The organism is Frankia sp. CeRuru1, from assembly GCF_977966315.1.
Map to the genome: position 1 here is coordinate 1 of NZ_CDWWEW010000088.1, position 15,014 is coordinate 15,014.

Below are 15,014 nucleotides of genomic sequence, written 5' to 3' on the forward strand. Positions count from 1 at the left end.
GCTCGGGGCGGCGCGTCGGACGACGTGGGGGTAGGTGCGTTCGCGGTGTTCGTTGAGTTTCGTGGGCCGGATGATCTCGGTGATGATCTGGTCGAGGGCGGCGCGCCGCTGGTCAGGGAGAAAAGGCCGGCGGGTCGGTGACCTGCCGGCGGATGACTCTCACGGTGCGTTTGAACTTCACCCGGTCGGGGTCGATCCCGGCGGCGGTCGCGGCTGTGCAGATCAGGGCGGCGATCGCGTGGTGGGTGAGCAGGTAGCCCCAGATCTCCTGGTAGACGCCGTCGGGTGACTTCGAGCGCAGGACCTTGCCGGGGCCACGCAGGTAGGTCTTGACCTGCCGGTTCGCGGTTTCATGTTCCCATCTGTGATGATACGCCCCGGCCAGGGCGGTCGCGGTGGCCTCCCGCGGGTCGAGGATGGTGGTGATCAGGGCGATCAGTTCGCCCGTGCCGTCGCCGTCACGGTCGGGGACGTCGTACTCGACGACCCGGACCAGTCGGGCCTTCCCCGGGTCGAGGGGCTCACCTGTCCGGGCGGCCTCGACGAGCGCGTCCCGCCTCTTCCCGGTGATCTTCGGGCTGACCAGGACCGACAGGTAGGAACCATCACCCAGCGCGCGCAGCGGGGGCAGGCGCAGGTTCGCCTTGACCCGCCACAGCAGCGCGGCGCCGGTGTCCGCGGCCGTGCACCAGTCCGCCCAGTTGAAGAAGTTGCGGTCCGCGAGCGGCAGCCAGTCGGCTTCCAGTTTCCGGTAGAGCGCCCGGGCCAGGGTCTGCTCCCCGGACGCCTTACCCGCGCCGGCCGGGCCGAGCGCGGCGAGCACCGGCGCGCGCGACCCGCTCTCGGTCACGGTCACCGCCCTCACCTTCGGGAACGCCGCCGGCGCGTCCGGGCCGGGCGAGCCGGGCAGGCCGAAGGCGGCGACGTTCTCCTTCGACGCCGCCACGTCGAACTCCAGCCCGTCGATGCTCATCAGCCGCCAGGTCCGCAGGAACGCCCCGATCGTGTCCAGGTCCGCGAGCGTCCCCGCGAGGCGGGCCGCGACCTGCTCATAGTCCTCGTCCGCGAACAGCGCCAAGGCCATCACGAACAGCACCGCTACCCGCGGCGGGATCTTCCCACCCGCCCGGCGCGCCCTTCCCCGTCACCTCGATCGCCTCATCGACCGCGTCCCGCGACACGAACGACGTCAGCACACCCAGCGAGATCCAGTCCGACAGCCGGCCGCCCGCCACCGGGCCATCATCCGCCACAGCCCGCGATCATGCCGTCAACCAGGCAGAACACCCAGCACCGACACACCGGGACAACAGAGATCAACTTAGGCTAAGTGGCATTGCCTCTCCACGCCCTGCGGTCACCGCTGGCTGGTCGGTCGCGGCTGACCGGTAGCGTTGACTGGTCAGGCTTTCCGGGAGAGAGCGGCAATACAAATGCGTACGTTCTACGAGATCGAGCAGCAGGAGGAGTTCAAGGCCGGGCAGGAGCTGCTGGTCCACCGGTGCGAGACATGGGCGCGGGCGCGAGGATTGCCAGCGAATCCGCTGGTCCTGGAGGCCGCGCTGGATTCGCGGCAGCTGAGCACCGACGGGCGGCTGGCATTGTGGACACCTGCTCATGTGCGTCGGTTCCTCCTAGAATGGATCCCCCGGTATGTGGCGGCTGATCCCGAGGAGCTGGCGGACGCCCCGCCGTCCCTGCGGACGCTGCTCAGGTTCATGGCGGAGTCCGGGCTCCGGGACCCGCGGGGCGCTTCGGTGGAGGAAAACGAGGCGGCGATCGTGCGGGCCGCGGCGGAGTTCCCGGCCGCACTGGCAGACCCGGATCGTCGGGGGATTCCGAAATTCTGGGATATGACGGTCCGCGACACCGTGGTAGAGATCATCCCGCCGGCCGTGCCCGAGCACTTCAAGCACGTTTTGGCGGGCTTGGCCGGCCCTGACGACGACCTGCTGGACCAGCTGATGAGCGGGCAGTTCGCCTACCCGGGTCCGGTACCCGAACGGACCATCGCCCAGCTCCCGGTCAGTCTGCCGCCGGCGGAGGAACTCGCGGAGGCGGCCGGGCGCAGCCGGGTCGTGGGGCAGCTTCGCGCGTTCGTCGCCTGGGTCGGCACGGATGGTCGGCCGGTGACAGCCGCCGGAAATCTCAGGCCGGCCGACGCGCGTGAGCTTGTCGACCTTCTCGATACCGGCGAGCAGGGCCTGCGGGTACGCAGCACCGCCGAGCTGCCCCACCTCAACCTGATCTTTACCTGGGCGAAGAAGGCCCGCCTGGTGCGGGTCAGCCGGACGAAGCTGGTGGCGGTGGCCAAGGCGCGGCCGCTACTCAAGGACGCCGAGGCACTGTGGCAGCGGGCATTCGAGACGTTCTTCGAGCTGCGGGACGCGGTGTGTCTGCCGATCTGGACGGGCAGTGGCACCTCCCTGCTGTACGACGTATACGCCGAGGCGGTCCCGGACATGCTCAACACGATCTACAGCCTGCCGGATCCGATGCCGATGGCGTGCCTGGAGGAGGCGGTGTGGCAGTCGTGCCGGCAGCAGTTCCGCGTCGACGCCGGAAGCCCCCTGCAGCAGGGCGGTTGGCGAACACACCTCGGGAGAGACATCAAACGTGTGTTCGATGTGCTGGCCGCGCTGGGCGCCGTGGAGAGGACGCGCGGGCTCGCGGACGAGAAGTTCATCGCCACTCTCGCGGACGACGTCGAAACGCCATTCGCGGTGGAGCGGTCGATTTCCGGCCCGGCGGCGGCCCGCCTGCGCGCGGAGCTCGCCCAGCCCACCGAGTTGGTGGCGCTGACCGCGCTGGGCACCCGGGCCATGCGTGGGCGGCTGCTCGCCGAGGGACGGGAGGCCGGCCTCGTCGGCGACCTGGCAACCGCACAGCCCGCCGAACTGCTGGGTGTGATCGCTGAGCACTACACCCGGGAGACGGGTAACGCGGAGATCACCAACTGGCTGGCCGGGCACGGCGGTGACGTCGAGCCGCTGCTGGACGCGGTGCGGGTCTGCCCGTTCCGGACCAGGGCTGCGGCGATGCTGAACGTGCTCACCTCGGCGGTGCCGGCCGGGGCGGAACTCCTGGGCGGGCTGCGCGACGACCCGGTACTGGCCCCGCTCGCGGTGACGGCCCTGCTCGACCGGGGCGCCCTGCAGCCGGAGGACCTCACCGATCGGGAGCAGGCACTGGTCATGACCGAAGGGTTCCTGCAACTGCTGGAGATGGGCGGGCCTGAGGTCGTCCGCGAACAGATCAGGGAGATGGCCGGCGACCTGGCCGGCATGGACTTCGCGGAGCTGCTCGCCATAATGCGCGGCTGCGGACATCCCGGTGCGCCGACGTTGCGGGACTTCCAGGCCCTCGTGGTAGATCCGGGGTAGCCGGAGGTCGCGAGAGCGAAGGTGAACGGGTCAGTCGGGCTGTGACGGACCGGGCAGGACGATGCGGAACGCCGCCCCGCCGCCCGGGGTCGGGCGGTATTCGACCCGCCCGACCCCGGGCGGCGGCGACGGAGACGTACATCGCGGTCCACAGCAGCCGGTTGACCGGGTGACCGACGAAGTCCTCACCGGTCTCCGTCTGGACCAGGTGGGGAGACCATCGGGCCGGGGGCCACGCCAACCCGCAGGCGGGAGTCACCAGCAGCTACGAGTGGACCGGCTCAGGACGCCCGGGCGTGCTTACGAGCGGTAGCGGCATGTCGCAGGTCGCCACGCCCGCAGTATCCGTACTCGACCCGTCGCCGCCACACGGTCAGCCGGCAGTGGTCCGCCTCAATCGTCCAGGTACGGCGTTCGACCCGATCCTCGATCTGCACGGGCCGCGAGGTCACCGGCTCATTCGCGCGCAGATGAGCCCAGTTGTGCGCCGCCTCCCATTCCGGGAAGGTGGCTACCAGTTCGCCATCGCCGTCGTAAACCTGGAATTGGCGAGTCTTCATTGTCGCGCCTTTCGGTGATTATCCGATAATGATGAGCGTGGATCTGCCCGCCGGAGCCGCCGCGGAAGAAATCCCCCCGCGCACAGCCGCACGACGGGGACAGCGCGGCGGACAACGGCGAGATGGCCGGCTCCGGGCGAGGATCGTCATCCACTCACCCGGAACCGGCGGCTGGCGGTTGACGCCTGACGGTTGACGCCTGACGGCGTCGACACATGCGGGACCGGCGACGCGGCCGCCGGGCATGGAGGCACCACAGGTGCGGGGCACCGTGTCTCGGCGCGGTCTCCCTACCGACATCCCGGACCCTGCGCGATGACCATCGACGTCTCCCCGCAACCAGCTCTACCCCAAACTCTCACTTTGAGGTGCATCATCGCTACTAAAGGTAATCATGACCCCTGCACGCCTCTTCTGCAAGAGCTTCTGTAAGAGTTTCGCTACCCAGCGATGCGCGTCCTGGGTGAGGAGTGGCGAACAAGTGGCAGGATGCATCCATCACCCCGAAGAGCCCGAAGGACGAGCGATGGCCACGAGCGGCGGTCCGACCGTGCGGCGAAGGCGCCTGGGCGCCGAGTTACGACGACTCCGCGAGGGGGCGGGCATCTCCGTCGACGAGGTCTGCCAGCTGCTGCGCTGTTCGGTTTCCAAGGTCAGTCGGATGGAGAACGGCCGCGTGCCGGTCCGCACCCGGGACGTGTCCGACCTGCTGGGTCTCTACGGCGTGACCGACGACGAACGCCGGGACGCGTTGCTGGCCCTGGCCCGCGAGTCCCGGCGCCACGGCTGGTGGCATACCTACCACGACGTGGTCCCCGCCTGGTTCGAGATCTATATCGGCCTGGAGGGCGACGCCGCCTCGATCTCGGTCTACGAATCGCAGCTCGTCCATGGGCTACTGCAGACCAGCGACTACGCCCGGCACGTCATCCGAGCCGACGATCCGGAGGTGAGCGAGGACGAGGCCGAACGCAAGATCGCGCTCAGGCTGGACCGGCAGCGCCGGCTCACCGCCGCCGATCATCCTCGCCTCTGGGTGATTCTGGACGAGGCGGTCCTACGCCGGACAATCGGCGGCAGAGCCATCATGCGAAGCCAACTCGAGTTCCTCGCCAAACAGTCCGAACTGCCGAACGTGACAATCCAGGTGCTTCCCTTCTCCGTGGGCGCGCATGCCAGCCTGGGAAGCACATTCTCGATACTCGGATTCCCCGAGTCGGGAGACAACGAAGTGGTCTATATAGAGGAAGCGGCCGGAAGCCTCTATATTGAGCGCCCCTCCGAAGTCAGGCGCTATAGAGTGAAGCTGGATCATCTTCTGGCGGCAGCCCTGCGGCCGGAGGAGTCCATCCAGATGATACTCTCGGTCGCAGAGGAAATGAAATGACCAGATATATGAAGCCGATCATCGACAATGTCATCGGGGCGGCTTGGCGCAAGAGCAGCTACAGCAACGGCGCGGGCGGTATGTGTGTGGAGGTCGCGGCGCTCGGCGGGGGCGTCGCCGTCCGCGACTCGAAGAACCCGACCGGGCCGGTGCTCGCCTTCTCGGCGGCCGAGTGGGACGCGTTCCTGGCCGGCGCGCGGGACGGCGAGTTCGACCGGAGCCGGATCATCCCGGGCTGAACCACCGTCCGGCCCTGATCCGGGGGAATGGGGGCGGGATGTCCCGCCCCCACCGAAAAATCCCATCGGAAAAGAACGAGACCGCCGCTGGTCGGCCTCGGCCCGGTCCCGGTCGCTCCGGTACGTCGCGACCGGGACCGGGCCCGCCGCTTTCGACTCTCCTCCACGGTTCGATGCCTATCGCTCCGGTGGCCGTAACCCCGCCGATCACGCCGGTGACCGGATGATCCTCGGTCAACCCCTACCCGGGCCGGGATGCCCGGGCCAGGATGCACCGCCCTGGTGTTTCAGACTGGGACCAGGACCGGCGCCGGGCCGGACCCGCCAGGCGGAGACGATTCGATCAACGGCATCGTTCCACCGGCCGAGGGGCCGAGATGCCTGTTCAGGAAGCCTCGCCACGAGCCGGTTGGCTCTTGCGCAATGCCTCCCGGTCGCGCACTCTTATAGATGTTCGGTCGGGCTTCGTTGTCCGGGCGTTCGTCCCGTCACGGTCGTTACATGACTGTAACGTGATGTGGATACGGCAGTGCGTCACTCGCCGCGAGGCGATCGGGTGACAAGGCACCTGCGGTCTCCCGTCACAGCCCGGCGGGTCGGCGTCTGGTCACCTCCACCCGACCGGGACGGGCCACGCGGGCGTCGAGCGCCCGCCCAACGCGGAGGAGGGCAGTCGCTGTGACCATATGTGGCAATACGGCTACCCGCGTGCGGCGCCATAACGCACCTGCCCGGGTCCTCGGTCAGCCGGGGCGGGCGGAGCGCGGAGCCGCCATCCCCTCGCCCTCCTAGCGAGGCGGCGCAGCGCAGCGTCCGCCCGCTCTCCAGGTCCATCCGCTCATCTCCGATCTCGGATCGACCTCACGTCGAAAGGATCGGCCGAGGCATCGTCGCCTCGTTCCCCGCCTTCCGGTTCGGTGTGCCGTCCGAGGTCACCCGCGAGTTGCAGTGCCCTGTTTCCCTGCCACTGGGAGGTGATTGCCGTGGCCACCGCCACGACCAACCTACTCAACACTCCGATTGAAGATCAGCGCGTCGAGCGTGTCCGCCGCGCGGCGCTGTCGGCCTACGTGGACGGAAAGATCTCCTTCGCGCAGGCGAACCTGCGGGTGCGCAAGGCCCTCCAGCGGTTCGGGGTCTGACGAGCCAGTCGGGTCGTCGAGATGCGGCTGGCGGCGTCTCGACGACCCGACCGGAGGAAACCTCGACCGGAGGAGATCCTGATCGCCCGGTCCGTGCCTGCTCTGCTCCGGGTCGGGCAGCAAACCTGGGCGGTGGGGAGGCGCGAGGGGATGCGCGATGCGGGGAACGTGCAAGGCGGGCAAGCGGGAGACGGCCGGGCGCCCGGGCGATCGGGGGGTGAACCCGAGCGGCCGGCCACGACGACTATCTCACCGAAAGCACACGGCGCATCACTATAAGTTCTTCGACATGCCGCTACGGTAAACAACCGTGCCAGTACGAGCGCTAGAAGCCGCTTCGTCCCGGGCCCTCGCCGACTGCCCCGGCTCCGCATCCGACGGCCCGACCACCTCCGGCCGGCCGTCCAGGGGGACGACGCCGTCCTCCAATCGGCGGTCGTCGGGGGTGGGCCGCAGCACGCTCTCAAGTTCGCCCACGGACCGGTCTGCCGCCATCCGATCGCGGCCGAGAGCGGCGATTCCGGCCGCGACCAGCACCATCGCGACGATGAACGCCACGCGGCGGACGCCGTCGGGCGCCGGCTCGTTGAACAGCGTCAGGCCCAGGGTCACCGGCAGGAAGGCGGAGACCCCGCTGGTCACCGGGAAGGCGATGACGGCGGCGCGCCCCTGCAGGCCACGCTGCTGAAGACCGAGCGCCAGCACGGAGAACAGCACGAGGACGTAGGGCGTCGGGGTGGTGAGCAGGTCCACCAGCGTGGACTGCCCCTCACGTCGTTCGTTCACCGCCAGGCCGATCTGGCGGGTCGCCAGCGTGGCGATGGCGTAGCTGACCCCGGCCGCGGCCCCGAATCCGAACGCGGCGCCCGCGACCATGTCCCGCACCACGGCCAGGTTGGCGAGGGACGCGCAGAGCAGCGCGAAGATCAGACCGAGGACGAGGAAGGCCAGCAGGACATCGGTGCTGGCCGAGCTGCCGACCTCCGCTCGGTGCGTGAAGGCGAAGGCGAGCAGGCCGATACCGCCGACCATCGCGACCACGCCCAGCCAGCCGGTCAGGCTGATGTTCTCGCCGAGCACCCGCTGCGCCAGCAGGGTGAAGACAATCATGTCGAGGGCCATCACCGGGGCGACCATCGCCACCGGGGCCACGGACAGGGCATACACCTCCAGCAGGAACGAGCCCGCCTCCACGGCAAGGCCGATCAGCCACAGGGGGCGCAGCACCAGTCGGGCCAGCAGCGCAAGCCCCAGCCCCGAGCTCTCCTCCTCCCGGCGGGCAGCACGGGCCTGGACGAGCGGCGCGATCCCGTAGAGAGCCGCTGAGACGACCGCGGTCGGCAGACCGATCACCAGGGCTCTGCTCATGTCCCGTCCAACATCATGGCCCTCAGGATCCGTCCCGAACCGTGGGTTTGCCTCACCAGTCCGTGCCGAAACCGATCTGCGCCAGAGCCGCCCCGAATGCCTGCTCCCACGCGTGCGGGCCGATCGCCACCCGGTCCGACGGTGGCTTGACCCGGTCAAGGCACGCGAGCGCGGATCTGGTCAACGACACCGGGTCGGTGTTCGTCACCTCGGCACGACCTCGCTCGAGTTCCTTCTGAAGGTTATCCCGGCCATGCCCCGGCACCACGTCGATGAGCAGCAGGTCCCGTCCGATCACCCGAGCCTCGCTGCAGGTGTCCCCGGACGACGTGACGACCAGGTCGCTCGCCGCCATCAGCGCCGGGACGCGATCGGTAAAGCCGAACGGGATGACCTTGTGCTGCCGTTCCGACAGAGCCGTCAACCGCGCGGCCAACCGCTGGTTGCGGCCGGCCACCGCAAGCACGTAGATGCCCGCCGCGGCCATGGCCGCGGCACCCTCCACCAACGGTCCCAGCCCCCAGGAGCCGGACATCAGCAGCACGCAGGGAGCGTCCGCGGGGATACCGAGCGCGGCCCGCGCCTCCTCCTGAGTCGGCGGGTCGTAGAAGGGTTCCCGGACCGGGGTCGGGACCACCGAGATCAGCGCGTTCGGCGAGAACCGCCGCACGTACCGGGCGGCGGTCTGCGAGGTGACCAGGTAGAGGTCGGTGTTGTCGTGTACCCACAGCCGGTGCACGCAGCAGTCGGTGGAGAACACCGCCGTCACCAGGCCGGGGAACTCGGCCTTGACCCGGCTGGTCGCCGCGGCTCCGGTAGCGAAGATCGAGATCACGAGATCGGTCGGCTGAGCGGCCAGTTCCTCGCGCAATGCCGGGACGACGAACCGGCTCGACGTCCTCTCGATGGCCTGGGCGAGCCGGCCACCGGTTCTCATCTGGGAGAAGTGCACGGCGTCATACAGGCCCGGAACGGCGATCATGCCACGGAAGACCTTCTCCCCCCGGGAGCCGTTACGCCCACCGAGCATGCGCAGGCTGTCGGCGGTCCGGGTGGTGAACCCGCGCCGGGTGAGCGACGCGCCGCACGCCTGCGCCATCACGTCGTGGCCCATCCCGAGCGAGCCCGACAGCAGCAGCGCGGAGCCCCGCCGCGTCGGCGTCCCGGCGGGCCGGGCGTCGACGCCGTGCGTGCGCGGATCGGCGGGGAGTGCGGCGGCGACCGGTCCCCCCGCTGCGGCCGGCCCCGGCAGGACACGTTCCGTAACCCCCGGTTCGCCGACGGCTGGCGGGCTGCCGACCCCCACCTCAACATCATCTTTGGATGGTCCATTCACCGTGCTACCGCCGATCTGCGCCATGGTCACTCCGAGGAGGCCGCGGAGACGTCGAGGTCGCCGACAGGCGGGAGCACCTGAGCCGGAGGCCGTCGATTTGCCAGATACCACTCGATGTACTGCCGGACACCCTCCGAGAAGGGTGTGGTCGGTCGCCAGCCGAGCACCTCCGCGGCCCGCTGCGCGGAGATCTCCCGGCCGCGGAAGTCCCCGGGGCGCGCAGGCATGTGTTCGATGGCGGTGCCGGGGAAGTACTCCCGGACGGCCCGTGCCATCTCCAGCACACTGACCGACTCGCTGCCCTCGAGGGCGAGCGTGGTGTTGGCCGCGTCGGGGGTCAGAGCCAGCACGTGCGCCTCGGCCAGGTCCCGGACGAACACGTAGTTGCGGAACTGCAGGCCGTCGCCGGCCACCGTCAGCGACTCGCCGTTCAGAGCCTTGCGGACGAAGCGGGCCAGCACCAGCTCGTCACGCATTCCGGGGCCGTAGGGGATGCCGTAACGCAGGATGGTGAACGGCAGCCCGTAGGTCTGCTGATAACTGTGCAGCAGCAGTTCGGCGGCCAGTTTCGTCGAGGTGTAGACGTGCCCGGCGCGGCCCAGCGTGATCTCGGCGTCCTCCGTCAGCGGCGCCGAGCCGGCCCGGTCACCGACCGCCCCGTACACCCAGACGGTGCTGGCGAACAGCACCCGCCGAACCCCGGCCTGCCGCGCCGCCTCGCAGATGTTCCCGGTGCCCTCGACGTTGAGCCGCACGGTGCGCACCGGGTCGGCGAACGCGAAGTCCACATTGGACATCCCCGCGATGTGGAAGACGGCCTCGACGCCCCTCAGCGCGGCGGTGACCGCCGGCAGATCAAGCACGTCGAGCTGCTGGTAACTGGCCCGGGGGTCGACCGGCCGGTGTTCGACGTCCAGCGAGAGAACGTCGTGACCGGCGTCGAGCAGACGGTCGACCACATGGCTGCCGATGAAACCCGACCCTCCGGTTACCGCGATCTTCATCGTCATCCGTCCAGGCTCAGGTTCTGCAGCGCGGCGGCGAAGGACGCGACCACGTGGTCGGCCTCCACCTCGGTCATGTCCGAATGGATGGGCAGGCATACGTGCCGGGCGCAGATGTCCTCGGCGACCGGAAGGGACCGGACCGCGTAGTGACTGAAGACTGGCTGCCGGTGCAGCGGCGACTCGTAGACCTCACCGCTCAGGGAGACGCCGTGGCGTTCCTTCAGCTCCTTCTTCAGCCGGCCGCGATCGATCCCGGGGCGGGGCAGGACAATGTACTTGTAGTAGTTGCAGAGACCACCCGGCGGCATCTGCAGGCGGGTAACGGTGCCCAGGGTGTCCAGCGCGGCGTCGTACCGCGCGGCTACGGTGGCGCGGGTCGCCAGGAAGTCGGCGAGATGCCGCAGATGCACCCGGCCGGTGACCGCCTGCATCTCGCTGAGCCGCCAGGCGTACCCCTGCTTGATGTGGACGTTCCCGAGAAAACCGGCTTTGCCCTGGTCACGATAGATCCGAGCGGCTTCGTGAATGGCGGGATCGGACGTGAGGATCATTCCGCCCTCACCGCTCGTGATGACCTTGGTTGGATAGAACGAGAACGCTCCCGCGATCCCGAACGACCCGGCGTGGCCGTCACCGTGGCGGCTGCCGTGGGCATGTGCCGCGTCCTCGACCAGCGCGATGCCTCGATCGTCACAGAAGGCCCGCAACTCGGCCACGTCCGGCGGGATCAGCCCACCGATGTGGACCAGGACAACGGCGCGGGTCCGCGGCGTCACCGCGGCCTCGACACTGCGGACGGTCAGGGCAAAGGTGTCCGAACTCACATCCGCGAAAACCGGCATGGCACCGGCCCGCAACACCGCGAAAGCGGTCGCCGCAAACGTGTTCGTCGGCACGACGACATCCGCGCCTTCGACACCGTGACTGCGAAGGATGATCTCCAATGCGGCCGTTCCACTGCTCACGGCGACCGCGAACGGGGCCTCGTGAGCCGCGGCGAATGCCGCCTCGAATTCAGCGGTATGGACACCCAAGGTCAGCGCACCGGTGGCTAGGATCTCGGTCGCGGCCGATGCGATCTCCGCGCGATCCTCCGGTGAGAAGACGATGCGCGCCGCAGGGACATGCACCTGTTCACCCCTACCTTCCGAGTCATTCCCGTGCGAGCGAGCCGGCCGGCCCCCATAGCGGCTGCGCCGCGACGAAGGACCCGGCCGGGACGAGCCGCGGCCTTCGCGGCATCACCGACTCCGGATTCCGCCGGCCTCCCGCCAGCGACCCACCGCGCTCCCTCCGACCCGTACGGAGGCAACCATCGGCTTTGTCGGTACATGCCCAAAACAGGCTATCGATCCCGATCGCCGGCATGTCTGCAGCCCACGGCTACTCCCCACAAAACATCCCACATCTGTCTGAACGTAGCCACATATGTCAGCAAGGCGATATTCCTGTGATGAAGGAGAGATGCCTGTCACTAATCACCGCCAACCCGCGACACATGGTGATTGATGGCGACGCCACTCGCCGCGACGGCGACGGGGCCGCCCACGGCGACCCAGACCCGCTCCTCCAGTACCGCGACCGCCCGGACCTCGTCGTTACGGCACCGTCGTTACGGCACTGGTCCCGGCCAGCCGCTTCCCGGACACGGCCAAGGCCGGGAGGCCTGCATCGTCGCGTCTCCGATACCCAACGCGATACTCCATCACTCCAAGTAACACTCACCCGGGTAACCGCGGAGGCGGCGGATGTCACCCCACCCTTCGTTCCTGTCAATGAACCGCGACCTCGACCGAGGACATCGACCGAGGACGCAGGGCGGGAACGAGCAGGCACTGCGGCAGATACTGATCGCCATGCGAACCACGCCTGTGGGCACGCGGACGACGATCAGTTGAAGACGGATGAACCGGATGGAGGACGCGGCCAGCCGGGGCTGATCGGCCGTCGAGAAATCACCCAGCCGGAGTGAGCGACCAAGGAAAGATCATCTACAGTCGAACCAGGGCCGTTCGCTTGAGAACGGTCTGGATACAACCGGATACAAGTAGTCCCGACGAAGCCGTCTCACCCGACGTACGGGGGGAACGCAGGTAGACGGCCTCGTCGGGACTTGGTGAAAGTGTACGACCCCCATCTGTCGGACGCGACGGGACCAAGGTCCCTAACGGTTGCCGCACCTTCGGCTCTTGCCAAACTGCACCGAAATGTGCTTCATGGGGCGAGAATGGTCACGATGCCGCCTCCCGGAAACTGATCTCGCACCGGCGCGTGTCGTAGAGCAGCCAGTGGGACGGCTGCCCCGCGCCGACCCGATGGTGATCAAGCGTGGCACGACCACGCGGCCTGCGCGGAGGCGGCGGACCGGAGAGGTCGGGCCCGGACCCGAAAGTCCGGGCCGGAATTATACCACATCAATATAAAAGTAACATTTTTCTCTTGAAAGCAACGTGCAACGGTGCGGGCAGCTCGCCCGGGCCGGCCGGCAGTCCCCCGAAAGGTCGAAATTTCGGGCTAGATTACCGGTTCTGTTGCACATGGGAAACATCAGAATGCTTCGCTGCACCCCGTGCAGCGAAGGGAGTGGCGGCGGTCACGGGAATATCCGCGGCGGTGGGATGCCCGTGGTGCACGACGTGCATTCCCGGGAACGGGTGTGACGCGGCACGGGGCCGCCAGGATCCGGGCTCCGGTACCGACCCGGTCACCTCGCCGGACCGAGTGCACACGCGCCGTTCGCACCCGGCGTCGTCGGGCGTCCTGCGCATCGGCCGAGGCAGGTCGACCGCCAGCGCATCTACGCAGGCCGGTCCAGCATTACATGCTCGCCGCCCCGCGGTGGTCGTCTCATCGCCAATCCGACAACACGGCCACGAACGGCCTGAACGCAGGCCTGGCGGTGTTGTATCAGGGGTGGGACACGTCGCCGGCCGGCGACGATGGAGCCACCCGCCCGACGAACCGAACGGCAGAGACCTGGGATGGATGATGAAGCACCGGCCTGGTTCGAGGCCGCCCTTGACCACCGACCGGAGCGGCACGAGACCGAGGTGGCGGGCGCGACTATCAGTTACCGCTGCTGGGGCGGAGGCAGTCGGCCGGCGATCGTGCTGGTCCACGGTGGTGCCGCCCACGCGGGCTGGTGGGACCACATCGCGCCGATGATCCCGCGGGAGTACCGCGTCATCGCGCTGGACCTGTCCGGCCACGGTGACAGCGACCGGCGCGAGGACTACTCGCTCAGTACCTGGGCGGCCGAGGTGATCGGTGTCATCGACCACGCCGAGGTCACCTCGCCCCCGATCATCATCGGGCACAGCATGGGCGGCTGGGTGACGATCACTACCGCCGCGGAGTACCCGGACCGGGTCGCCGGCATCGTCGTTGTCGACTCCCCCGTGCAGGAGTTCACCCCGGAGGAACGGGCGGCCCGGGACCGGACGGCGTTCGGCCCGCTGCGGGTGTATCCGACGGCGACCGACGCGCTGGCCCGGTTCCGGGCGGTGCCGGAGCAGCCCTACGTGCTGCCGTTCATCATCGATCACGTCGCCCGGGGTTCGATCGGGTCGGTCCAGGGCGGCTGGACGTGGAAGTTCGACCCGAAGGTGTTCGGCAACCGGACCCCGTCGCCCGAGGTACTACGCAAGGTGCACTGCCGGGTCGCACTCTTCCGGGCCGAGAAGGGCCTGCTCACCCCCGACATCGGCGTCCAGATGTACAACCTGCTCGGGCGGGTGGCACCGGTGATCGAGATCCCGCTCGCCGGCCATCACGTCATGCTCGATCAGCCGTTGCTGCTGGTTACCGGGATCCGGACGATCCTCGCCGACTGGGAGCACTCCTCCCCGCAGGAACGGGTGGACTGACGACCGGGTGCGCCGGTCGCGGGCGCGAAAGCCCAGCGGAAAACGGACAAAACGGTAATTCGTCCCAGGTGGCGCGACTGCCGGGGTTAAGCCGCCGATCCGAGGGAATCCGCAGATCGTACGTTGTTCTGCGGGTGCGGCTACGCGGACGCCCGCTAGGAGAAGCCGCGAGGAGAACCCATGAGGAGTGCACACCGGCGGCAGTCGGGAACGACCGGTATTCCCTACCCGGACGATAGCGCCCCGTACGTGGATGGTGCACGGGTGCGGACCTCATCGGATGCCACCCAGGCTCTCCGGACCGCGCCGGCCCCGCCGGCCGCCGGGAGCACGACCGGGGACCGCGAATCGACCGGGGAACTGGTGTCCGACGTCGTCTCGGACATCTCCACGCTGTTCCGCCAGGAGGTCGCCCTCGCCAAGGCCGAGATGCGCGAAGAGGTGAAGAAGGCCGGCAAGGGCGCCCGCATGTTCGCCGCAGCGGGCGGCGCCGGTTACTTCGCCCTGCTCTTCGCCCTGTTGGCCGTCATGTTCGGCCTGGGTGAGGTGATGGCGCTGGGCTGGGCCGCCCTCATCATCACCGTCGTCCTCGGTGCCGTCGCGGCCGTGCTGGCCATGAGGGGTCGTTCCACCGTGCGCGCGGTCCACCCCACTCCGGCGCAGACCGTGGAGACGCTGCGCGAGGACGTCCAGTGGGCGCAGGGCCGCCGCGGGTAGTCCCTCCCC

12 protein-coding genes are annotated in these 15,014 nt (G+C 68.8%); 6 read left to right on the top strand and 6 right to left on the bottom strand.

What is annotated here, in order from left to right; translation table 11 throughout:
* Window positions 1-112 precede the first annotated feature (112 nt).
* Window positions 113-1,096 carry an IS4 family transposase gene (locus AC08OP_RS09135; RefSeq protein ID WP_476613804.1) on the bottom strand — a complete coding sequence of 328 codons (984 nt, stop codon included), beginning with the start codon at window positions 1,094-1,096 and terminating at the stop codon, window positions 113-115.
* A 337-nt stretch (window positions 1,097-1,433) separates the two neighbouring features.
* On the opposite strand from AC08OP_RS09135, the gene AC08OP_RS09140 reads away from it, so the two are divergent.
* The gene (locus AC08OP_RS09140; RefSeq protein ID WP_476613805.1) at window positions 1,434-3,383 is read left to right on the top strand and encodes a hypothetical protein; all 1,950 of its coding nucleotides are present in this window, start codon (window positions 1,434-1,436) and stop codon (window positions 3,381-3,383) included.
* Between the two features lie 281 nt (window positions 3,384-3,664).
* Here AC08OP_RS09140 and AC08OP_RS09145 read toward each other — a convergent pair whose 3' ends face one another.
* The gene (locus AC08OP_RS09145; RefSeq protein ID WP_476592003.1) at window positions 3,665-3,943 is read right to left on the bottom strand and encodes a hypothetical protein; all 279 of its coding nucleotides are present in this window, start codon (window positions 3,941-3,943) and stop codon (window positions 3,665-3,667) included.
* A gap of 526 nt (window positions 3,944-4,469) precedes the next feature.
* On the opposite strand from AC08OP_RS09145, the gene AC08OP_RS09150 reads away from it, so the two are divergent.
* The 3 genes from AC08OP_RS09150 (at window position 4,470) to AC08OP_RS09160 (ending at window position 6,711) form a co-directional block, all read left to right on the top strand.
* Window positions 4,470-5,330 (top strand): helix-turn-helix domain-containing protein, encoded by an 861-nt coding sequence (locus tag AC08OP_RS09150; RefSeq protein WP_462189179.1) that lies wholly within the window; start codon window positions 4,470-4,472, stop codon window positions 5,328-5,330.
* Complete coding sequence (locus tag AC08OP_RS09155) at window positions 5,327-5,569, top strand: DUF397 domain-containing protein (RefSeq protein WP_462189178.1); 243 nt, start codon at window positions 5,327-5,329, stop codon at window positions 5,567-5,569. The genes AC08OP_RS09150 and AC08OP_RS09155 overlap by 4 nt, the downstream gene beginning before the upstream one ends.
* 983 nt (window positions 5,570-6,552) lie before the next feature.
* Entirely contained in the window at window positions 6,553-6,711 is a 159-nt protein-coding gene (locus AC08OP_RS09160; RefSeq protein ID WP_023840144.1) for a hypothetical protein, read from the top strand.
* 273 nt (window positions 6,712-6,984) lie between these two features.
* On the opposite strand, the gene AC08OP_RS09165 is transcribed toward AC08OP_RS09160, so the two are convergent.
* The 4 genes from AC08OP_RS09165 to AC08OP_RS09180 are packed head-to-tail and all read right to left on the bottom strand — an operon-like array spanning window position 6,985 to window position 11,552.
* Window positions 6,985-8,079, bottom strand: a complete 1,095-nt coding sequence (locus tag AC08OP_RS09165) for an EamA/RhaT family transporter (RefSeq protein WP_476613806.1) — start codon at window positions 8,077-8,079, stop codon at window positions 6,985-6,987.
* A 52-nt stretch (window positions 8,080-8,131) separates the two neighbouring features.
* A complete protein-coding gene (locus AC08OP_RS09170) occupies window positions 8,132-9,439 on the bottom strand; it encodes an MGDG synthase family glycosyltransferase (RefSeq protein WP_476613807.1) in 1,308 nt (435 codons plus the stop codon).
* A gap of 2 nt (window positions 9,440-9,441) precedes the next feature.
* On the bottom strand, window positions 9,442-10,419 hold the full coding sequence (locus AC08OP_RS09175; protein ID WP_476613811.1) for an NAD-dependent epimerase/dehydratase family protein: 978 nt from the start codon (window positions 10,417-10,419) through the stop codon (window positions 9,442-9,444).
* Between the two features lie 2 nt (window positions 10,420-10,421).
* Window positions 10,422-11,552 carry a DegT/DnrJ/EryC1/StrS family aminotransferase gene (locus AC08OP_RS09180; protein WP_476613808.1) on the bottom strand — a complete coding sequence of 377 codons (1,131 nt, stop codon included), beginning with the start codon at window positions 11,550-11,552 and terminating at the stop codon, window positions 10,422-10,424.
* A gap of 1,851 nt (window positions 11,553-13,403) precedes the next feature.
* Here AC08OP_RS09180 and AC08OP_RS09185 point away from each other — a divergent pair.
* Both AC08OP_RS09185 and AC08OP_RS09190 read left to right on the top strand, forming a co-directional pair.
* Window positions 13,404-14,288, top strand: a complete 885-nt coding sequence (locus AC08OP_RS09185) for an alpha/beta fold hydrolase (protein WP_476613809.1) — start codon at window positions 13,404-13,406, stop codon at window positions 14,286-14,288.
* A 264-nt stretch (window positions 14,289-14,552) separates the two neighbouring features.
* Window positions 14,553-15,005: a phage holin family protein gene (locus AC08OP_RS09190; RefSeq protein ID WP_476613810.1), complete on the top strand. Its 453-nt coding sequence runs from the start codon at window positions 14,553-14,555 to the stop codon at window positions 15,003-15,005.
* Window positions 15,006-15,014 lie beyond the last annotated feature (9 nt).